The 21,576-nt window shown below is 34.6% G+C and carries 22 protein-coding genes and 2 pseudogenes; 4 read left to right on the top strand and 20 right to left on the bottom strand.

The window, feature by feature from the left end:
* Nucleotides 1-43: 43 nt before the first annotated feature.
* From ACHZK0_RS13100 to sleB, 3 genes are read right to left on the bottom strand one after another with little or no spacing between them, the layout of a single operon-like run.
* Nucleotides 44-640: a YhcN/YlaJ family sporulation lipoprotein gene (locus ACHZK0_RS13100; RefSeq protein WP_395761671.1), complete on the bottom strand. Its 597-nt coding sequence runs from the start codon at nucleotides 638-640 to the stop codon at nucleotides 44-46.
* A gap of 26 nt (nucleotides 641-666) precedes the next feature.
* On the bottom strand, nucleotides 667-2,007 hold the full coding sequence (gene ypeB / locus ACHZK0_RS13105; RefSeq protein WP_270344095.1) for a germination protein YpeB: 1,341 nt from the start codon (nucleotides 2,005-2,007) through the stop codon (nucleotides 667-669).
* A 15-nt stretch (nucleotides 2,008-2,022) separates the two neighbouring features.
* Nucleotides 2,023-2,802 carry a spore cortex-lytic enzyme gene (gene sleB, locus ACHZK0_RS13110; protein WP_071723354.1) on the bottom strand — a complete coding sequence of 260 codons (780 nt, stop codon included), beginning with the start codon at nucleotides 2,800-2,802 and terminating at the stop codon, nucleotides 2,023-2,025.
* A 144-nt stretch (nucleotides 2,803-2,946) separates the two neighbouring features.
* Between sleB and ACHZK0_RS13115 the strand changes: the two genes are divergently transcribed.
* The gene (locus ACHZK0_RS13115; protein WP_262742728.1) at nucleotides 2,947-3,276 is read left to right on the top strand and encodes a YqzG/YhdC family protein; all 330 of its coding nucleotides are present in this window, start codon (nucleotides 2,947-2,949) and stop codon (nucleotides 3,274-3,276) included.
* 147 nt (nucleotides 3,277-3,423) lie between these two features.
* Here ACHZK0_RS13115 and ACHZK0_RS13120 read toward each other — a convergent pair whose 3' ends face one another.
* From ACHZK0_RS13120 to kynU, 5 genes are all read right to left on the bottom strand, one after another.
* Nucleotides 3,424-4,047, bottom strand: a complete 624-nt coding sequence (locus tag ACHZK0_RS13120; RefSeq protein ID WP_270344097.1) for a Pr6Pr family membrane protein — start codon at nucleotides 4,045-4,047, stop codon at nucleotides 3,424-3,426.
* A gap of 16 nt (nucleotides 4,048-4,063) precedes the next feature.
* Nucleotides 4,064-4,981: a serine hydrolase domain-containing protein gene (locus ACHZK0_RS13125; protein WP_262742730.1), complete on the bottom strand. Its 918-nt coding sequence runs from the start codon at nucleotides 4,979-4,981 to the stop codon at nucleotides 4,064-4,066.
* Between the two features lie 117 nt (nucleotides 4,982-5,098).
* Nucleotides 5,099-5,938: a tryptophan 2,3-dioxygenase gene (gene kynA, locus ACHZK0_RS13130; protein WP_270344215.1), complete on the bottom strand. Its 840-nt coding sequence runs from the start codon at nucleotides 5,936-5,938 to the stop codon at nucleotides 5,099-5,101.
* Nucleotides 5,939-5,970: 32 nt separating this feature from the next.
* Nucleotides 5,971-6,600 carry an arylformamidase gene (gene kynB / locus ACHZK0_RS13135; RefSeq protein WP_395761672.1) on the bottom strand — a complete coding sequence of 210 codons (630 nt, stop codon included), beginning with the start codon at nucleotides 6,598-6,600 and terminating at the stop codon, nucleotides 5,971-5,973.
* Nucleotides 6,601-6,602: 2 nt separating this feature from the next.
* On the bottom strand, nucleotides 6,603-7,889 hold the full coding sequence (kynU, locus tag ACHZK0_RS13140) for a kynureninase (protein WP_395761673.1): 1,287 nt from the start codon (nucleotides 7,887-7,889) through the stop codon (nucleotides 6,603-6,605).
* 159 nt (nucleotides 7,890-8,048) lie between these two features.
* On the opposite strand from kynU, the gene ACHZK0_RS13145 reads away from it, so the two are divergent.
* Complete coding sequence (locus ACHZK0_RS13145) at nucleotides 8,049-8,660, top strand: TetR/AcrR family transcriptional regulator (protein WP_262742736.1); 612 nt, start codon at nucleotides 8,049-8,051, stop codon at nucleotides 8,658-8,660.
* Between the two features lie 62 nt (nucleotides 8,661-8,722).
* On the opposite strand, the pseudogene ACHZK0_RS13150 reads toward ACHZK0_RS13145, so the two are convergent.
* From ACHZK0_RS13150 to ACHZK0_RS13185, 8 genes and pseudogenes are all read right to left on the bottom strand, one after another.
* Nucleotides 8,723-9,119 (bottom strand): annotated as a pseudogene (locus ACHZK0_RS13150) (NUDIX domain-containing protein).
* Nucleotides 9,100-9,420 carry a hypothetical protein gene (locus ACHZK0_RS13155; RefSeq protein ID WP_395761674.1) on the bottom strand — a complete coding sequence of 107 codons (321 nt, stop codon included), beginning with the start codon at nucleotides 9,418-9,420 and terminating at the stop codon, nucleotides 9,100-9,102. The pseudogene ACHZK0_RS13150 and the gene ACHZK0_RS13155 overlap by 20 nt, the downstream one beginning before the upstream one ends.
* 236 nt (nucleotides 9,421-9,656) lie before the next feature.
* Nucleotides 9,657-10,754 carry an L-dopachrome tautomerase-related protein gene (locus ACHZK0_RS13160; RefSeq protein ID WP_395761675.1) on the bottom strand — a complete coding sequence of 366 codons (1,098 nt, stop codon included), beginning with the start codon at nucleotides 10,752-10,754 and terminating at the stop codon, nucleotides 9,657-9,659.
* 578 nt (nucleotides 10,755-11,332) lie between these two features.
* Entirely contained in the window at nucleotides 11,333-11,590 is a 258-nt protein-coding gene (locus tag ACHZK0_RS13165; RefSeq protein WP_262743239.1) for a DUF3977 family protein, read from the bottom strand.
* 112 nt (nucleotides 11,591-11,702) lie between these two features.
* Complete coding sequence (locus tag ACHZK0_RS13170; RefSeq protein ID WP_395761676.1) at nucleotides 11,703-13,553, bottom strand: sigma-54-dependent Fis family transcriptional regulator; 1,851 nt, start codon at nucleotides 13,551-13,553, stop codon at nucleotides 11,703-11,705.
* 314 nt (nucleotides 13,554-13,867) lie between these two features.
* Nucleotides 13,868-14,206 carry an NIPSNAP family protein gene (locus tag ACHZK0_RS13175; RefSeq protein WP_262743237.1) on the bottom strand — a complete coding sequence of 113 codons (339 nt, stop codon included), beginning with the start codon at nucleotides 14,204-14,206 and terminating at the stop codon, nucleotides 13,868-13,870.
* On the bottom strand, nucleotides 14,179-14,775 hold the full coding sequence (locus ACHZK0_RS13180) for a GNAT family N-acetyltransferase (RefSeq protein WP_262743236.1): 597 nt from the start codon (nucleotides 14,773-14,775) through the stop codon (nucleotides 14,179-14,181). The genes ACHZK0_RS13175 and ACHZK0_RS13180 overlap by 28 nt, the downstream gene beginning before the upstream one ends.
* 12 nt (nucleotides 14,776-14,787) lie before the next feature.
* Entirely contained in the window at nucleotides 14,788-15,558 is a 771-nt protein-coding gene (locus tag ACHZK0_RS13185) for a DeoR/GlpR family DNA-binding transcription regulator (RefSeq protein WP_262743235.1), read from the bottom strand.
* Nucleotides 15,559-15,807: 249 nt separating this feature from the next.
* Here ACHZK0_RS13185 and ACHZK0_RS13190 point away from each other — a divergent pair, with 249 nt between their 5' ends.
* Complete coding sequence (locus tag ACHZK0_RS13190) at nucleotides 15,808-16,299, top strand: hypothetical protein (protein WP_395761677.1); 492 nt, start codon at nucleotides 15,808-15,810, stop codon at nucleotides 16,297-16,299.
* Nucleotides 16,300-16,348: 49 nt separating this feature from the next.
* Here ACHZK0_RS13190 and ACHZK0_RS13195 read toward each other — a convergent pair.
* A pseudogene (locus ACHZK0_RS13195) lies at nucleotides 16,349-17,005 on the bottom strand (DUF4085 family protein).
* A gap of 221 nt (nucleotides 17,006-17,226) precedes the next feature.
* Here ACHZK0_RS13195 and ACHZK0_RS13200 point away from each other — a divergent pair.
* Nucleotides 17,227-17,823 carry a hypothetical protein gene (locus ACHZK0_RS13200; protein WP_061679771.1) on the top strand — a complete coding sequence of 199 codons (597 nt, stop codon included), beginning with the start codon at nucleotides 17,227-17,229 and terminating at the stop codon, nucleotides 17,821-17,823.
* Nucleotides 17,824-17,905: 82 nt separating this feature from the next.
* On the opposite strand, the gene lpdA is transcribed toward ACHZK0_RS13200, so the two are convergent.
* Genes lpdA through acoB form a run of 3 tightly spaced genes read right to left on the bottom strand, consistent with a single transcriptional unit; the run spans nucleotide 17,906 to nucleotide 21,562 of the window.
* Nucleotides 17,906-19,285 (bottom strand): dihydrolipoyl dehydrogenase, encoded by a 1,380-nt coding sequence (gene lpdA, locus ACHZK0_RS13205; protein ID WP_395761678.1) that lies wholly within the window; start codon nucleotides 19,283-19,285, stop codon nucleotides 17,906-17,908.
* Nucleotides 19,286-19,300: 15 nt separating this feature from the next.
* On the bottom strand, nucleotides 19,301-20,500 hold the full coding sequence (locus ACHZK0_RS13210; protein WP_395761679.1) for a dihydrolipoamide acetyltransferase family protein: 1,200 nt from the start codon (nucleotides 20,498-20,500) through the stop codon (nucleotides 19,301-19,303).
* Nucleotides 20,501-20,527: 27 nt separating this feature from the next.
* Nucleotides 20,528-21,562, bottom strand: coding sequence for an acetoin:2,6-dichlorophenolindophenol oxidoreductase subunit beta (gene acoB, locus ACHZK0_RS13215; protein ID WP_098597357.1), 1,035 nt, complete (start codon nucleotides 21,560-21,562; stop codon nucleotides 20,528-20,530).
* Nucleotides 21,563-21,576: the final 14 nt, after the last annotated feature.

Here is a 21,576-nt window from a genome sequence, read left to right on the forward strand (position 1 = left end):
ATTATATTGAAAAATCCCCGTACAATTAAGTACGGGGTTAATTTTATTTATTCAAATGATTATTTGATTGGTCATTCTGTTCTTTTCTTAGTTCTTGTTCTTCCTCTTTTGGTAATTGTTTATCATTATCTTTAATTGGATTCGTTTCTCGATTTTCAATCATGTCATTTGGAACTTGCGGCATTACGCGGCCAACGATTCCAGCTAACTCATCAAGTATACCTTCACCTGTTTTTCCTTTTTTAATTTGCTTTCCAATTTGTTTCAGTCGTTCATACGTATCAACATCTGCTACAACGACTGCATTAGCACCATCAGGATCGTTTTTTAAACTTTCTGCAACAGAGTATTTAATAGACTCAACGCGAGTTCGATCAAGTTTTGCTTTTACATCAATACCTACAATTGCATATTTGCCGACTACTACGGCAGTTGCATCATTCACACCTGGCACACTAGCGGCTAAAGAAGCTAAATGGTCCGCTGCTTTTTCATTTGGCTTATTTGGTTTGTTCGTGTAATTAACATTTTTCGTCGAAACATTTTTTTGCTCTGGTTTTTCGTTTGGATTGTCCTTTTTTCCAATACTACATCCAGTTATTAAAAAGCAAAGCATCAACATATATATTAGGCTCTTCATTATTCTCACCACTTTACTATTAAAATTTAATCATAAATTTTTTCAACAGCTTGCATTTTCTTCACTTTTTCCTCTGCACCGCTATTTGCATTAATGAAAATTTGGTACGTATCTTTTCCTAAAGTGCCTATAAACTCATAGCAGAGTACTTCATTATGCAAATCATTTACTACGACAGCTTTTCGTTCTTCCATAACTTTAACATCTGGATTGATTTTCTTTCTTGCTTCTGCTGCAGTTAGCTTTGCTGATGGAACTGTTCGTTTTTGATGTGATGCCAAATATTCTTTTGCGGAGAATCCAACGATCGAACCGTCATCTAATGCAATTTTCATTTGGATTGCTTCTGGATAAATTCGTATGCCATTCTCATTTACTACATACGTAAATACACCAACATTATCATATTGCGAGCTATCATAAAGCTCCATATTGTTAAATTTATGGTCTTTTAAAAATGTTAAACCTTTACTTCCTGCATCATTTAAACTAATTTTTTGTTCTTTAATTTCCCGATTATTCATAACCCAAATTGGATATCCGCCTTTTCCGGTAATATCCATATAAAACTCATTATTCGCTACTGGATCTTTTATTTTCACACTATAGAAAGATTCTTTCGCACCTTTTCCACTTTTCTCAACATCTACTTTTTCATTTCCTTTTAAGTTCAAAAACGATTTTGCAATTTTCGCTGCTTCATCTTTAGAAATTGCTTTCCCTTCTGCTTCAAATCCGCCTTTTTTATTTTTTTGTGCACTAGTAAAGGTAGGTCCGAAGTTTGTAGATGAATAGGATGTTACGTTTTTCTCTACTGTTTTTAAACCGTCAATAATTGTATTGTCTGCAGGGTCACGATTTGATGCGAGTGCCATCTCAACATCCATCCAGCGTAAATTATTTTTCAAAACTAGGTGTTGTACTTTTCGTAACTCATCTTGTATATTTCCTGCATTTGAATATAAAGTTTCCAACGTTTTGTATTCTTGATCATTTAACGGCTCTTTTTCTAAATCACGAATGGCTGCACGATAACTAAAATCACCGATATTCGCTAAAAATTCTTCCGTTTTATTAAATGGCATTAACGTTAATGGTAATTGCCCTACATCCGAACGTGCTTCAGATGTTAATCTCCATACGTCTGCTAATGCAGGTGATAAAGATGCACGTGAATTCATTGCAAGCGTTGTTCCAATTTTATCGTGCAATAAATCTACCTCGTACGCTAAATCATGAAATGCCCGTTGATAGCTATTTTCTGCTCGAATTAATACTGCATTCTTCTCTTGGTGCTCTTTATAACCCCAGTAACCCGTTCCAACTACACCGACTGTTAATAATACGATCATAATACCTCGTAACATAGTTCCACCTCCGCTCTATTTACAGAAAATATGTTTTCCGATCTTTTTAATTTGTGGACGAGTCCAAATCCATTTGCTTGTCGCTGTATCTGGATTGAAATAATACAATGCGTTTCCTGTTGGATCCCATCCATTTAGTGCATCTAATACAGCTTTTTTCGCTGTTTCATTTGGTGTTAAATATATTTGTCCATCCGCAACCGCCGTAAAGGCTCTCGGTTCAAATATTACTCCTGAAACAGTATTTGGAAATGATGCACTTGTAACTCGGTTTATAATAACCGCAGCTACTGCAACTTGCCCTAAGTACGGCTCACCACGAGATTCTCCATATACTGCGTTTGCCATGAGCTGAATGTCATTTTGAGAATAACCATTCGGAACATTTGTCCCTTTATTTTGAGATGGTTTATTTTCTTGTGCAGTACCACCACTATTTCCTTTATTCGTTGTTGTTCCTTTATTAGCAGTCGACTTGTCATACTTCGTTGCCTTCACAAGCATCTGCTTCGTTTTAGCTCCAGCTAAACCATCAACGGGTAATCCGAATTTCTCTTGAAAATTTCGAAGTGCCCAGTATGTACCCCATCCGAAAACCCCATCCACTTTTCCCGTATAAAATCCGTTATATTTCAAACGAGATTGCAGTTCAATTACATCTTCACCAGATGCTCCTCTTTGAATGACTTGATTAGAAAAAGCTTCTACATTTTTTAGTTGTATACTACTTACCATCAAAGATAGTCCGATGAACGCAAGTAAAATTGCTATTTTAAAAATAGCTTTTTGACGCATAATTTTCCCTCCTTGATTACAGAAATGATTTCTTGGTTATGTTTTGTAAAAGACTCGCTTTTATGTAAAGAAGACAAAAAAATCCAAACTCATATCGTTAAAAAAATATGTAAACAATAAAGAAAAAGATAAAAGGAGTTTATTATGAAGAAATTGTTAAAACGAATCGCACTCGTCATCCTGTTCATAACAACATGTTCAAACATATATACCGTTCCATCAATTGTTCATGCACAGCCTCCTTATGCCAAATGGGGTAAACTTGCTGTAGAAAAGACGAAAGAACAATACCCAAAAGCTGAGATTATTGATTACCTTCATATAGGTAGAAAACCAAAAACCGTTCAAATAACAGTCGAAAAATTTAAATTGTGGCTACGTGAAGAGGGAAAAGAATATGGTGTTTTTGTTGATGTAGAATTTGAAACGAAGACAGATAAATTTATAAAAATGTCGTTTCAGAAGACGAGTTGAACCAATCGGGCTTTTACGGGCAGTTGATCCCCCACCTAACTTCTTTGCTTTCGCTGAATTTTGAGATGGGGTCTTACTGCCCGTTAATGCGGGATAAAATGAAAGAAACCGACTGTTTATATTTTAAACAGTCGGTTTCTTTCATTTCTAAAATTCTTTCCTAAAGTTTCGATTCCCTAAAAACCTTACCAATATACAAATAGCGCCAATTACAACTGCTATCCCTATACTGTATAAAAGCACTCTACCATATCCTCCTATTCTCGGATCTAAAAAAGGATATGGATACCAATTTACGATTGAACCACGAATTAAGCTATATACAACGTAAAAAGACGGGAATAAGAGCCAACTTGCAGCTTGTTTCCAAGTAATCTTCTTACTTGGTGGATTTAAAATCCAATCTAAAAGCATGGCAATTGGCATGATATAATGCAGCACCGTATTTACCCATGGTATTGCAGTTTGAAGTGATTCTTCTAATCCTCTTAATAGTAAAAAATAAATGAGTCCTGTAGTAAGTATATATGCCGTTGCCGCACCACGAAGTATACCAAACTGCTCTGATCGACCAAATGTAGTTGTTCCAATACTACTAAGAAGGAGAATAACTGCTACTAAGATGTTACTTTCAATCGTGAAAAAACTAAAAAAATTAACTGGATTGAATGGTTTCACTTGTGCTCTTATTATAAATTGCGTAATAATCGCGCTACATGCTAAAAGACTTAAACATAGTCTAAATAAAGATAATGTTTTTACACCTTTCATACATTCTCTCCTCTTCTTATATAAACTTATTATTCTCCTGTACATGCTCCATAAATAACTTCAATGGAACGAGTCCTCGTTTTGGCATATGACTACTTATGACAGCAACAAGCTCTAACTGCGGAATGATAACGATGTATTGTCCGCCGTATCCCATAGCAAAATATATACAATACGGTATGTGAAATCTTTCGTTATTCAAAACCCACCAGTGATATCCATACGCCCCGACATGTTCATACGTTTCAAATAGAGCTGTACTTGATTCTTCTAACCATTTCGATGATACAATTTCATTTCCCTGCCAATATCCATTCTGCAAACATAATATTCCGAGTTTTAATAAATCTTTAGATTTCATTTTCATGCCGAACCCGCCGACGTGTATACCTTTGGGATCTTGTTGCCACTCATATTCAGTAATTTCTAACGGTTCAAATAAGTACCTTTGCGCAAACTGTTCTGTCGACATTCCAGTAGCTTTTTGGATAATGTAGCTAAGCAAATGCGAAGAACCTGAGTTATAATTCATTTTTGTAGCTGGTTTTTCAATAATTGGTTTTTCTAATACATACTGGACCCAGTTTTCCGATTCTACAAAATCATTTGGGAACACTACTCCATTTCCAAACTCTTTCCAATCCTCACCTGTAGTCATCGTTAATAAATGATACAGAGTCAATTTCTGCTTTTCAACAGATACATTTTCAATCCACGCTGTAATCGGTGTATGTATATCATTTATATAGTCTTTATCTATTGCAATACCAATTAATATAGATACGATGCTTTTTGTAATCGAATTTATTTTAAATAGATTATTTTCACATTCTAACGTTTTATAATACTCAGTTGTTAACTCACCTTTTTGATAAACAAGAAATGTATTTACTTTTTTCTTTTCAAATTTATTTTCTAGTTGCTTAAAATCCAAAACTTTACCTCCAATTAGATTGTTACTTGATTTATTATAACTTGTAGCTTTCATTAAAACATAGTTGCGTTCAAATAAAAAACAAACCTGCCAGTTATGAACTGACAGGTTTGTTTTTTATAATTTTGTACGAACATTCCAAAGTTCTGGGAAGAATTGTTGATCAAGTACTCGTTTTAAATAAGATACACCAGAAGAGCCGCCTGTTCCCATTTTATGTCCAATAATACGTTCTACCGTTTTCATATGACGGAAACGCCATTGTTGTAACCAATCTTCAATATCGATTAATTTTTCAGCAAGTTGATATAAATCCCAATATTTTTTCACATCCGCATACACTTCAATCCAAGCTGCTTCTACTGTTGCATCTTCTTCATAAGGCTGCGTAATATCACGGTTTAACACATCTTGATGGATCGGGAATCCTTCTTTTACAAGAGCTTGAATTGCGACATCATACAAACTGGGTGTATGTAGCGCTGTATGAAGTCGAGCGTGTAATTCCGGATCTTTTTCATAAATTTTTAATGCATGCGGCGTTTTATAGCCAAGCGCATACTCAATCATACGATATTGATACGATTGAAAGCCTGAAGCTTGACCGAGTGAATCACGAAACTCAATGTACTCTGATGGCGTTAATGTCGCAAGAATATCCCAAGATTGAATAATTTGCGACTGAATTTTTGATACACGTGCTAACATTTTAAAAGCTGGTTGTAATTTATCATTTTTAATTGATTCGATTGCTGCGTTTAACTCATGTAAAATAAGCTTCATCCAAAGTTCACTTGCTTGGTGAATCACGATGAATAACATTTCATCATGATGGTCTGATAATCTCTTTTGAGAAGATAGTAAACTATCTAATTGTAAATACTCCCCGTACGTCATATTCTCTTTAAAGTCTGTATGAATTCCTTTTTCCATAATTACCTTTTCATTTTCTTTCATATTAGCCAAACGCCCCTTTTATATATTTCTACTTATATTGGTCTAATAACTGCTCGAACTGGACTTCCATCTGCATCTGTTAAGGCAAGTGGTAATGCGATCAATTCATAATCGCCGTCTGCTACATGATCTAGTGCGACATTTTCTAAAATGTGTATGCCATGTTTAAACAATTGATGATGCGCTTCTAATTCTTTATCATCTAATGGATCAACTGACGGTACATCTACCCCGATTAAACGTATACCTTTCTCTGAAAGAAACGGTGCTATATCCGCACGTAAATGCGGGATTACCTCTGGGAATTCATTCGCTTTACCATGTGAAGATGTGCGTAACAACAATCGTTCTACGCCTTCTAAATGAAAGCTTTCTAATTCCTTTTTCCCAATGCTTTCTAGATTAGAAACATCTATGATGCGCGCTGGGCCGACATAAACTTGAACGTCTAAATCTATTACTTTTTTTCCATCATTATCAAAATGAAAAGGTGCATCAATATGAGTACCTGTATGAATACTCATCGTTAACTTTCCGACATTTACTGATCCACTCTCTTCTTTTGACCATGAAACTTCATATGAGAACGGTGTATCCCCTGGCCAAGTGGCAATATCATTATTTAGCGGTTGTGAAATATCAATCCACTCTGATGATTTCATGTTTATGCCACAACCTCTCGCTTATTTTCAAACTGTTTATACTCTTCATCTTTCATGATTTTCTTTAATATTTGTACAGATTTCCACACTTCTTCGTATGTGTTATATAAAGCGACCGGTGCAAGTCTTACGCCATTAGGTGCACGGAAATCAGGGATAACTCCATTTGCTTTTAGCGCTTTACAAATGCGCGCTGCTTCAGCATGCTCTAAATAAATGTGTCCGCCTCGTATTTCATCCTCTAATGGATTTCCAATTGTAAATCCAAAGTCTTTTAATTCATGATCAATTAAATTAAGCATGTATCTTGTAATATGTAGCGATTTTTCACGTAAACGTTCTATACCAGCATCTTTAAAGATTTCAAGAGAGCCGATTAACGGTGCAGTACTTAATACGTGCGGTGTACCAATTTGATAAGCACCTGCATGATCAGCAGCTGTTAATGTATGTTCCATATCAAATTGCTTATCTTTTCTAGAACTAAACCAACCTGATAATCCTGGAAGTCTATTAAAATGCTTTTTATTTACATAAAGACCGGCAACGCCACCAGGTCCTGCGTTTAAGTATTTATAATTACACCAAATAGCGAAATCAACATCCCATTCTTTGAAATGATGCGGAATAGAACCGATTGAGTGACATAAATCGAATCCGATATGAATATCACGCTTATGTGCTTCCGCTGTTAAACGTTTCATATCAAGTATTTGGCCACTTCTATATAGTACAGAAGGCAATAAAATTAACGCGATATCATCTGTCATTGCGTGAATAATATCATCTTCAGAAAGTGTTCTACCATCTCGGCTCTTCACTCGTATTAAATGCTCATCTGGATCTAATCCTTTTAAACGAATTTGACTTTGAAGTGCATATATATCTGACGGGAATGTTAACTCATCTGCAAGAATTTTTGTGCGTATTCCTTTCGGCTCATAGAAAGTTGCGATTACTTGATGAATATTCGTTGTCGTGGAACCGGTTACAATAGTTTCTTCTGGTAAAGCCCCAATAAGCGGTGCTGTCAATTCACCTAATTTCTCCGAAAGGAAAAACCATGGATGCTCACCCTCTGTCCAACCGTCAATACCATACTCCTTCCATGAATCTAGTAACGTAAGTAACGATTTTTCTGCTCTTTTTGAAAGTAGTCCTAATGAGTTTCCATCTAGATATATTGTTCCTTCTTTTTTATAGAATTCAGTTTGAAAATCTTTCAGTTCATCATGTTTATCACATTCAAGCGCATATTCATAAGTTGGTTGAAATGGTTCTTTATACATGGTGTCACCTTCTTTTAATTTTCTTTTTATTCTAACTAATTGAAATATATCACCTTAGTTGATATAACGTCAATGATATTATGTCAGTTGACTTTATATATGCATTTCTTTTACAATACAGTTATATTTTCAGATATTTCAGTATAAAGAGGTGGTTCTTTGAAAAACAATACTCTTTCATCAAGAAAACACCGCTCCATAGAGACAAAGAAGAAACTATTACACGCTGGTTACACTATTTTTATACATAACGGATTTCAAAAAACAACAATTACACAAATTATTAAACATGCAGAAACCGGTTATGGAACGGCATATGTATACTTTAAAAACAAAGATGATCTCCTCATTGTTTTAATGGAAGATGTCATGATTCAATTTTATGATATTGCTGAACGCTCCTTTTCGCCCCAAACAAAAGAAGAAGCACGTATAATGATTCAAAATCAAGTTAGAGCATTCCTACAATTAGCAGAGAAAGAACGACCTATTTTACAAATTGTAGAAGAAGCGATTGGATTATCAAAAGAGATACGTCAAAAATGGGACGAGATACGGGAACGCTTTATAAACAATATTACGCAGGATATTAAGTACTCTCAAGAAAGTGGATTAGCACAGCCTGAATTAAATAAAGAAATTGTAGCACGTGCTTGGTTCGCGATGAATGAGATGTTTCTTTGGACGATTGTGAAAAATGATAGAAAATTAGAGTTAGAAGAGATAGTACATACATTGACGGAAATGTATACGACTGGGTTATATAAATAGCACACCTTCAATAAGTAATGTGTGCTATTTTACCTCTATAAAAATATTTTATCTGGGTATGGTCACGATAATGGTGGCTTTTCAGATAAAGAGAAATATTGTAGTTTTAAGGATTCACCATCTATTGATCTTAGCTCGCCACTAGTAACTTCACACTCAAATACAACAACAACAACAACAACAACAATATATTCTACTTCATCACCATTAGGATATGTATGGCGGTACTCTTTTCCTCCAAATACTCCTTTTTGTTTTTTTCACTTGCACTTTCAAACCCGTTTCTTCCCACACTTCCCGAACTACCGAGTTTTCTGGAGTTTCTCCAGGTTCAATTGCTCCAGCTGGCAAGCTCCAGTATTCTCCTCCAGGATATTGAAATAAGATTTCTCCCTGCTCATTTTTAATAACTGCAGCTACACTCGGTATTAGAATTAGTTCATGGCCTAAATTGATTATATATTAAATTTAACGAGAAACGAAATTCTTCATCATGTTGTCTAACTTGCCATATATCATTACTCCCACTTTTTACTACAGCAGTTGCAATTTCTTTTTGTATATCGAACGAGGCTTTATTACTCCCCTTTATATCTGCTACACTAGATAATTTATACAGTTCTAAACCTCGCTTTTTCCATTCTTGTGAATCTTGTTTAATTATCTTTTTAAAATATTTTAGTAGTGGCCATAAAGCATACTCCTTATGATCTACATAACTAACAACATCCCATTTTAACTTTTCATTAATTTCACTCATAAGTTTGGGTATTACTACTTCACCATATTTTTTAAAACATTCATGAGTTTCTTCGTAATTTTAAAATAAAGTTTGATTAAAAATATCGTGTTAACCCGTATTCTATGGTAAATAAAAAGAATCCATTTTGAAAAAGATTGATCAAAATGGATTCTTATCCAGCAGGTTTATGTTTTGGTTTTATAAAAAAGTTTGATCATTTTCTATCAATGAAAACAATTAATTGACTATTTTTATTATGAAAAGGTCGGAGCAGGAAATTCATCAATTTTGATACGAAGTAAACTATAAGGTTTCTGTCGTAAGTCTTTTCCATAATGAAATCTAGGCTGTCGATGTAATTGGTTCACAATGACATACAAATATTGATCCGGACCAATTGAAAAAGTATCCGGCCACAAAATTCTCGGATCATGTGCGATAGTTTCCATTATGCCATTTGGCAATATCTTACGGATACTGTTGTTTTCATAATCTCCAGCATAAACAGTTCCCTTTGCATCGGTGATCATTCCATCAGACGCACCTTTTTCTCCCCAATACTCCACATGATAAGGTAAATTCATGTCCGGTATCGTTCTGTCTCTCAGGGCTTCTGTTGAGATCGAAAACAAATGCCGACTGGTTAGTGGAGCAAAAAATAATATCTTTCCATCGGGAGAAATCGCAAGACTATCAGACGCCAACCTAAATGGAGAAGTTGAACCGTCTTTGTTTCGATTCATTAAAATTTGACCTTCTACTTTCGGTAAAAAATAGGGATCGGGTGAAGTTGAATTTGCTCCATTTAACCGTCTAAACGCGTTTCCATTTGATAAATCTACGACGATAATAGCTCCTGGTCCTCTTGAAGAAGAATCCGTTATATAGGCATAACCTGCTTTTCCAACACGAAAATCAAAACGGACATCATTCAGATAAGTTGTAGGCAGGACAACATCTTCTGTAAAGGTATATACTTTTCTTATTGTATTAGTTTCTAAATCAACAGCGACTAATTTTGCCCCCCCTTTAATAGGTTCAGAAAAATGGGGTGCCGCTGTATCTAATATCCAAAGCGTTCCCCTTCCATCAGCAACTACACTTTGGACACTGATGAAAGACATTGGGATATTCTCGGGGTTAACCAAATTGGTTTGTAAATTAGGATAAGGCTGCAATTTATCCTCAAAAATTTCCGCCACCGTAAATTTAACATCGTCTCCCCATTTCGGAAAGCAAATGAAAATACGACCGGTTTCTGAAACAGTAACACCTGTAGGCATAGCCCCATAAAATGCATAAACTAGTTCTAAATTACCGAAATATTTTTCACTAGGTAACATAGGTTTCATAATATCCTCCTCAAGCATTCAAACGGGATATCTCCTATATATGATTTATATTTTTTCTAGTGCATGTTTCTTAATAAGTTTTTCTATACGAAAAGATGATTGAATTGATTGTTTTCGAAATTTAATAAGTCTGTCAGAAGAAAGGAAACCTTTTAATTTAAAGGTCTCCAGATGAAGTAGAATTCAATTAGCAGGTAACGAAGTTCAATATTCCCGAATCAACGTTAAGCTGGTATAAAAAATGGGGAAATTTCCCCATTTAAATTTGTGAAAAAATGTACTATTAATACAGGGTTTTATCAATCTTTTTTATAAATTATCAAACTTTATTTTAAATCAATACCACACTTTATTCCATGTTCCATGAGTGACTAACGGGTGCTTTGAACAAGAAAATAAAGGTGAGTACATATTATACATGACTAATATGCGCTCACCTTTATTTTTTTAGGATTTTTAGCTTTTAGGTCTTGATAATAATTTATAGTGGTTTTATTAACAATTTATATTTAGTAAAATTGCTTTTTATGAATTTGATATAAGTCCAAAGAATTTCCTGGTCAATATAATAACGTATATCAGCACACTTTTTCTTTATTTATTCTACTTACAATTCCAACTATAAATTTATATTCAATCCTCCTCTTCTTAGTTTTTTTAAACCCTTCTTTTGTATCAAAAATAAAACACGTTTTCCGAAACCAAATTCGTACATATAAAGACTCAAAATAAATAGGTTTGATCATTCCTCGTTCCTCAAATTCAGTTCCATCTATATTTTCAGTTTCCGTTCGAACGAACCATCTATTTCCGATGCCAATTTCAATATACTTCACAAAAGTCCCCCTTTCGGAAATTAATTTCTAACTATTCTATTATTTCCCCGGTAAGCGCACATTCCGACAGAACATGAGCCCACAAAGAAAAAGTAAATTACAAAAATCTACTTTATAACTTATATTTTTGCATTCGTTTATAAAATGTACTTCGAGGTACATCTAACAGTTTTGCAGCTAATGATACATTTCCGTTCGTCTTTTCTAGCGCTTCAATCATGCTATCACGCTGTATTTTTTCACGGAAATTTAATGTATGCTCCGTTTTATTTTCAACTTGCAATGCCCGTTGATGTTGATTTCCCATTATTGTTTGTAATAAAAAAGCGAGTTGTTTTTCGCATATTTCCCGACCTTGCGACAAAATGTAAATACGTTCTAATACATTTAATAACTCTCGAATATTTCCGGGCCATACATGTTGTGAAAATTGATTACAAATACTCGTTGGAAATTCCACATTCCAATCTTTTCGTTCACAAAAATGTTTTATGAAGTACGGAATATCCTCTTTTCTTTCCATTAACGATGGAACATATAGCGGATACACATGTAAACGATAATATAAATCTTGACGGAATTTCCTTTCTTCTACTAATCTCAGTAAGTCTTTATGTGTCGCAGTAATAATACGAATATTTACCGGTACCTCTTTTGAACTGCCAATTGGGGTTACTGTTCGTTCTTGTAAAACACGCAACAATGCTACTTGCATCTCTGGCGGTACTTCACCAATCTCATCTAAAAATATTGTTCCTCCGTCTGCTTGTTCGAATTTCCCTTTATATCCTTGGCGCCGCGCACCTGTAAACGCTCCTTCAGCATAACCGAATAATTCACTTTCCATTAATTCTTTCGGCAATGAACCGCAATTAACAGCTATAAAAGGACCATTTTTTCTTGGACTATTTTCATGAATTGCTCTCGCTACATATTCTTTCCCTACACCTGTTTCACCACAAACATATACACTAGCGTCAGTTGGAGATACAAGCTTAATTTCTTCTAAAGTATGTTGAAATGCATTGCTTGTCCCAATAACGCCATGGAAAGTGATTCCGCTTATAAATGTGGACGTTGAAAATACATTCCCTTGTTTATTTTCCTTTACATAAATACATTTCCCGATCATTCCACCATTACCATATACCGGTACTTCTAATTTAGGTTTCAATCCATTTTGCATTAAATCTTCAAGTTTCATTCGTGACCAATTGCATACTCGTTCCCGAACACTCTTGCTCGCAGAAACGATAACATCACGATGATTACAAATTACAACTTGTTCATCACTGTCAATTACATCTAAAAAACGATGGATTAAGTGTAACTCATTTTGATGTACTCGAATACTACATTCACGTTCAATCGCATGTGCAAGCGAAGTTACCATACCGAGCATATATGGATGTGAAAATTCAATTGGACACGAGAAATCTAGAACTCCAATTAATTTCCCATCATCATTATGAATGGGAGCGGCCGCACAACTCCAGCTATGAGAAGCGACAGAATAATGCTCTGTACCACTTATCATAATAGCCTCTTCAATCTGTAACGCGGTTCCTATCGCATTTGTGCCAACAGCTGCTTCCGTCCATTTTACACCTTCAATAAAATTAATATGTTTCGCTCGCTTTAACGTTTGTTGATTTCCACTTAAGGATAGAACATAGCCATCTGGATCGATTAATAATGCCATCATTTGTAGTTCATCAATGGTTTTTCTCATATTTTGTATTTGAGGTAGTGCTATATCAAGGAAAATTTCACTCTTTTTCTTTTGTTCTCGAAAAATATGAGAAGACAAAATTTTCTGACCTTTATTCATATGAGGATTCACATTTGCTTGTTTACATCGATGCCATGACTCTGAAATTCTTTCGTTCATACGGTTCGAATCAAGGACACCTTCATCAACAAACTTTTTCCATGTATGTAAGTAAAACGGTGAAGCTAACATTGTATCATCTCCCTATTCATTGTTTTGGAGATCTGTAAAAACATAGTTATATTATAAAACTGAATAAAAGCGTTTTCAATAAAACTAGAAAGACGACACAAAAATGTTAACAATTAGCATATATTAATTAACTTCTTTATTCTTTTTTAGTAAAACTATATTTTGTATAATGGACGCAAAGAAAATACATAACCAAAACCACTTTTGTGGAGTATCATTTATAAAGAAAATTATGACCGCTATTGAAAATAATATGGTAGATGCTAAACTAAAATATAATTTTGTTTTAATTTTCATCATTCCTCACTCCTCTATCACTTTACAGTACATACTAACTCTTCATTTTTTAACTCTAATATGTACTTCTGTAAAACATATTCTCTTCCGCCATGTTTTTCATACCATTCATGTATTCTTCTAGTATGCTTCTCGTCACTTCTAATTTTCAATTCAATTTCTTTATACTGTTCATAACTATCATATTCCCATATGGCAAACACTTCAGTCGTACCATTCTTATTATCTTTCATCCAGCGTCCTATTAGTCTAGAACCATGCTTCAATTGATTAGGTAAGTTCGAGTTAGTAAAATGCTCATTAAATATTTCTATAAATTCATTCTTTACTATATAGTACTTTCTTCTGTAAAACATTCCACTACACCCTTTTTATGAAATGTATGAATAAACCTTCCCATTACAACTGTATTATAATACTTCCCATCCGACAGTCTTTTATCATTTCTCAAAATACCTTCCACTTCAAAGCCTAATTTTTTATAAATATGAATGGCTTTTTCATTTGTCTCTAACACTTGTAATGATATCTTTTTTACTTCATTTTCATCAGCCCACTGAATAGATTGTTGCAGTAAACTCTTACCCATTCCATATCCCCAAAACTCTTTTAAAATACAAACGCCAAATTCTACTTTATGAGATAATTTCTTCAAATTTGATCCTTCGCATCTTGAAAATCCAACGATTCGATTGTGCACTTCTGCAACTAAAAAGAGATTTTTCGTCTCTTCATTATCTGTTTTTATTATGTTTTGAAATCCTCTCTTATCTATAAATCCCTCTCCAGCTTCTCTATCCATATTTTCAGTTTCGCCATCGATCTGAACTCTAATTTCCGATAATTGCTCAGCATCCGTTTCAGCTGCAGAACGAATTGTATAAGTTAATCCATTTATATGAAACTCTTGTTCTTTTATAATCATTTTAAACTCCTTTTAAATGAGGTCTATTGACGCTATTACAATTTCTTTACCTTGTTTCTCAAATTGTTGAATCGTTTCTTTACTAGCCTCTTCATCTGTTATGATAAGGTCAATTTCAATCAGTTCCTCTCCTTTTATAAAGCAGTCTATTCCAAGTTTATTATGAGGAGCTAAACAAATATTTCTTCTAGCAATCTTACTTACTGTTTTACTAAAATGAGCAACTTCTGGCGTTGCAGTACTTATACCATTCAATGAAATGCCACCACCTGTGGAGAAATTAAGATCAATAGAAAATCTACTTATCAACTCTGATGCTAGTGTATCTGTCATATTTCCTGATAGTTTCACCATTCCACCAATTAAGTACGTATCAATGTTCTTATATTCACATAACGTACTAGCAATTTTTAAAGCATTCGTAACCACTGTAAATGATGTTTCAGGTAAATACTTTAACATCGCATAATGAATAGATGCTCCGCCAACAAAAACGGAATCTCCTTCTTGTATATAAGAAGCTGCGCTTTTTGCAATTGCGTCTTCATATATAGAACCATTATGATAACGCTCAAATGGCTCGGCGGCTAAATTCCTTACTCTAGCAAGTTCAATTGCACCTCCATGTGTTCTTTTTAACAAGCCATCCTTCTCCATAATAGACAAATCTCTTCTTATAGAATCGATAGACATATCGAAACTTTCCGCAAGATTCTTTGCGATTACCCTTCCATCTTTCTTAAGTAACTCTAAAATTTTCTCTCTACGCTCTTCAGTAAACATGTCCCACCGCCGTTATTGAAGATTCTGAAATCTCATCCTTATTTTAATTATATGCATGTCTCTTCCGTTTTACAATATTTTCAATTCTTATTCACTCCGTTTTATTCAGCTTTTTCCCTCTTTCTATTCCGTTAACTGAACAACGAAATAAATGCATATTTGCATATTTCACAAATACACTTCCATTTATCTTCCTATTGATGTAAAATTATTCCTATGTTTTACTTTTTAACACAGAAAGGAATTACTATGAAATCTATAATTAAAGTAACTTGTACAGCATTATTATTTACAGGTCTAATGGCAGGATGCAATGGTAATACTGCACCAAAACAAGAAAAGAGCGCTTTTGAAAAGAATGCAATGCACTATGGGGAAATATTTAAAAACGAATACTATAGAGCAACTGTTGAAAATGCTAAATTCGAGAAAATAGACAAAGTGTGGCGTCTCACAGCTCGCGTTACTTTAAATAATGCTCGTACTGACGGACAAACGATAGATCTTTCAGAAATAAAATATTTCATAAAAGATGAAAAAACGGGTAAAAAATACGAAGGTGAAGTTATACAAAATGAAAATGCTAAAAAGGTTCCTTCTGAGTTTTCTTTAACTAGCAACATTGTATTTAATATGAAAACTTCACCAAAAGATTTAAATTCTATGTATTTATACATAGATAGTAAAGCTGCACCGTTAACAGATACATTTTGGAAACTTGATAATTTAGCATCTAAGTAAAAAACAGTCTTATAAGACTGTTTTTTTGTTTGTAAATTTATAAAGTTTACTAGTTACCTATCTCAAGCAATACGTCTTTTGCACAAATCGTCACTTCTTCAAATGGGCAATCAAATAAAACACCTAATTCGAACCCTTCATTAGTAAGATCTATTTCATGACTTAACCATCAAGCACCTTCAAAATTTTCCGGAATTGAACACTTCGTTACGCCTGTAAAAGTTACTTGCAGTATATCAAATTCACTGAAAGTACCAATGCAATCTAAAGTAATAATTAGCGTATCTTTTGATCTTCTCTCTACTGATTTGACTACACTATCATGTAGTGAGTAATCATGTAGTTGAACGACATTCTGCGAGAGCTTTTCTTTTATACTATTATAATTATCTATACAAGCTTGTTCTAAATCATTCATTCTTTTCTCATAATCTACTGTCCACTCAAGCATAAGTTTCTTTAATTGTTTCGATGGGTATTCTGAATTAATGGTATTGTCATGAATGTATGGATGTAATGACTTAGGGAGAAACTTTAATAGATCTTCTTTCTTTTCTTCCACGTCTTCTCTTAAACTTTGCTTATAATCCATTCCTACTTTTTCGCTCTCTCGCAAAATCTCTTCCCATTCTTCTACTGTTTCTGGGAAAATTAAAAATCTAAATACTTGCATTTCTTTATACCAATCTTTATTGAAATACTTCAATAGCTTCCCTCCTAAAACATTTTAACATCCAACAAAAGCGATATATCTATTTATTATATCATTCCAATAACTATTTTTTCTAAAGAAAAAATGCAAAAATGTAAATATTCCGCCTTTTATTTCTAAAACTTCAGAATATTTACAATAGTTCTCGATTGGAATACATTTTACTAGTACAAAGATTCACCTGTACAAAAATCTAAACAAAAAGGGATGGTTATATGTTGAAGAAATTAGTAGCAGGGACATTAGTAGCGGGATTTGCATTAACTGGAGGATTAGGTGCAGTAAGTGCTGAAGAAAAAAGTAACACAATTAAGTCATTTGACTATTTAAAAGTGGATGAACAGAATGTTAATTCATTTGCAAAATTAAGTGATCAGGATAAGAAAAACATCCAAATTACAATGGTATTACCAGAGCAAAATGAAAATGGAGATTGGCTAGCTTATGGTTTTACTAGCCGTGAAACATTAGATGCTTATATTGAAAAGGATAAAAAAGCACTTAAAAATAAAATTAATCCTTTAGGTAGCGGTGCTGGTAGTACTGATTTTTATGAACATAAAGATAAAGGTGGCCAATATATTTACTGGAGCAGCGGTTTTAAAAACCTACCTTCTAGCTGGAATGATAGAATTTCTTCTGTAAGTACAGCATCGCCTTCAGCAAGTTATTCAACGACACTTTGGGAGCATACTTCTACACAAGGATATGGAAAAGGTGTTGTATTTAAACATGCTGATTGGTACGGTAAAACTGCTAATTTAGCTGCTGATTGGAACGATATTACTTCAGCGATTGACGTAAAAAAATAATAGGATATTCAATTTTTTCTGTGAAAATCCAAACCACTATTCTCTTATTCATTTAGAGAATAGTGGTTTATTATATTTTCATTTAAGCATGTACAGCATGTCCTATCGCTTGCAATAATGCTTCATGAATCGCTTCAGATAAAGTTGGATGCGCTGCAATATAATCTCTCATTATATCAGCGGTAACTTCTGTATGAATCATTACAGTTCCTTGTCCGATCAGTTCGGTTGCACGAGGACCGATAATTGAAATCCCTATAATTTCTTGATATTTAGGTTCCACAATAACTTTTACTTTCCCCGTTTGTTCACCAATAATAAGCGCTTTTCCGTTTGCTGTAAAAGGAAATTCTCCAATTTGTATGTCACCGTACTGCTCTCTTGTATCTTTTTCATTTAAACCGACACTTGCGATTTCTGGGGATGTGTATATACATCGAGGTACAGCATGATAGTTTACTTTCACATCTTCTCCACTCGCATGTAATGCTGCTGTCGTTCCTTCATGGAAAGCAACGTGAGCAAGCTGGATTCCACCAATCACATCACCTGCTGCGTAAATATGTGATACATTTGTTTGCATATGTTCATTCACAGCAATCCCTTTATTTGAAAATTGAATGCCTGCTTTTTCTAAATCTAAGTTTTGTACACGTGGTTTTCGGCCGACAGAAACAAGTACATATTCCGGATTGGCTTCTTGGATATTTCCTTCATATTCAAATGAAGCTTGTTTCTTATAATTGTTTAATCCTTTTAAAGCTGCTCCAGTAAATATTTCTACGCCATCATTTTCTAGTTTCGCTTTTAATATTTGTGCGATATCTCCATCTTCACCAGGTAATAATTGCGGTGCCATTTCAACAATCGTAACTTTTGTTCCAAGACGACTATAAATACTTGCAAACTCACAACCTATTACACCACCGCCAACGATTAATAATGATTTTGGTATTTTTTCTAGGGACATTGCATGGCTACTATTTAAAATCCACTTCCCATCAAATGGAGCAAAAGGTAATTCAGTTGATTCTGAACCTGCGGCTATAATGAATTGTTCTCCAACTACTACAGTTTCTTTATCACCATGTGTAACTCTCACTCGATGATCTGTTTCAAATCTCGCTTTACCTTGTATAACTTGTATTTTATTTTTCTTCATTAAATATTGAATTCCTTGCACGAGTTGCGTTACGATTTGTGATTTCCGCACCTGTATTTGCTTCCAATCTACTGAAATACTTCCTTCATTAAGAGCAATTCCATAATAGTTCGCTTTTCTCACAATGTCATGCACTTCTGCACTTTCTAGCAATGATTTTGTAGGCATACAACCAACATTTAAACAAGTCCCGCCAAGGTCAGCTTCATCAATAAGAGTGACGTCTTTTCCGTTTTGAGCGGCGGTAATTGCTGCTACATAGCCAGCAGGACCGCCCCCAATAACAACTAATTTACTCATTCTCTCACCTTCTCTTTATAAAAGAATTGTTACAGGTTCTTCTAAATAACGTTTAATTGTGCGTAAAAATGCAGCTGCTGGTGCACCATCTAATACACGATGATCGAATGTTAAACTTAAAGGTAACATACTGCCTTTTCTTAATTTTTTCCCTTTATATACAGGAACATGTTCAATTGCACCTACACCTAAAATACCAGTTTCAGGTGTATTTAATACCGGCGTAAAATATTCAATACCGAAGCTACCTAAATTACTAATTGTAAATGTTGTTCCTTGCATATCATCACTACTTAAACTGCCTGCTCGTGCTTTTTGTGCCACATTCTTAATCTCTTTAGATAACTCTACTACAGATAGATTATTAGCAAAGCGAATAGCTGGGACAACTAATCCTTTTTCTAACGCGACTGCCATGCCTAAATGAACATGTTCAAATTGATGAATTGCGTCATCTATATACGCGCTGTTCATTTCTTTGTGCTCTCCAAGCGCTAATACTACAGCACGAGAAACAAAATCCGTAATGGTTAATTTGTTATCGTATCGTTTTTGTACAGCTTCCGCTATGTCTTTATGTAAAGCCACTAAATCTGTCACATCTACTTTCATCGTTAATGTTAATTGCGCACTATTTTGTATACTTGCATGCATACGGTTTGCGATTGCTTTCCGCATACCAGTAACAGGAATGACTTTACTTTCTTCTTGTTCAAATACTTCTGGAATCAGCACTCTTTCTTCAAGCGCCTTTAATACATCTACCTTTGTAATTCTTCCGCCAGGACCTGTACCAACCATTACCTTTATATCCAGATTTTCAGACTTTGCAATTTTCTTCGCTACAGGTGAAATTTTAATTCTTTGCTTTGCTACTTCTTTCGCATATGGTTCTGGATGTTGTACATTTTCAGATTCTAAATTAGGTATTTTTTCTTCTACAACATGTGTACTTTCATGAACTTCTACTTTTTCATTCTGCTTACCGATGTAGCAAATTACAGTGCCAGGTGGAACTCCCTCATCTTCACTTACAGCTATATCAAGAACAGTTCCATCTGCTGGTGCCTCTATTTCAGTTTCGATTTTTTCCGAGTTAATACTAGCAATTAGTTCACCTTTTGCTACATGATCACCCGCTTTAATATTCCAGCTCGTAATAATACCTTCTTTCATCGCCATACCTAACTTCGGCATTACAACTTCTACAGCCATGTTTCTCTCTCCCTTCTCATCGTTTCATTACACATGTAATAAAGATTGGTCTCCGATCATTTCAGATACAATTTCAATTACTTTCTCCGGCGTTGGTAAATATAACTTTTCAAGTGGTGGTGAGAACGGAACTGGTGTATGTGGTGCTGTAATTCGTTTAATAGGTGCATCTAACAAATCGAATCCTTTATCTGCTACAATTGCCGCAATATCTGTTGCAATACTACATCTTGGATTTGCTTCGTCAATAACAATTAAGCGATTCGTTTTTTCAACAGATGCTAAAATTGTATCTTCATCAAGCGGTGATAAAGAACGTGGATCGATTACTTCTACTTCAAGTCCTTTTTTCGATAATTGCTCAGCAGCTGCAAGTGCTGTATGAACTTGTTTTCCAATTGCGACGATTGTTACATCAGAACCTTCGCGTTTAATATCTGCTTTCCCTAAAGGAATTGTATAGTACCCTTCCGGCACTTCACCTTTCATATTGTAGAGTGTTTTATCTTCAAAGAAGATTACTGGATCATCATCTTCAATTGCCGCTAATAATAAGCCTTTTGCGTCATATGGAGTGGAAGGAACGACAACTTTAATACCTGGAATGCTCGTAAATAATGCGTATAAACTTTGTGAGTGCTGCGCTGCTGCGCTAAAACCAGCGCCGTGCATCGTACGTACTGTAACTGGTACTTTCGCTTTACCACCGAACATATAGCGGAATTTTGCACCTTGGTTTAATACTTGATCAAGACAACTTCCGATGAAATCATTAAACATTAATTCAGCAATCGGACGTAATCCCGTTGCCGCAGCTGCCATTGCTGCTCCCATATAACCAGCTTCAGAAATTGGAGTATCTAAAATACGATTCCGGCCAAATTCCTGTACAAGCCCTTTCGTAACGCCGAGTACACCGCCCCATGCTTCATCATCTTGTAAGTGATCCACTTGTGCACCGCCTGCAACATCTTCTCCTATTAAAATTACGTTCTCATCACGACGCATTGATATTTTCATCGCTTCATTGATTGCAGTTGACATACTTACTGTTCTAGTCATTATTTTTCACCCTC

The organism is Bacillus sp. 3G2 (assembly GCF_044324725.1).
Lineage (GTDB): Bacteria > Bacillota > Bacilli > Bacillales > Bacillaceae_G > Bacillus_A > Bacillus_A mobilis.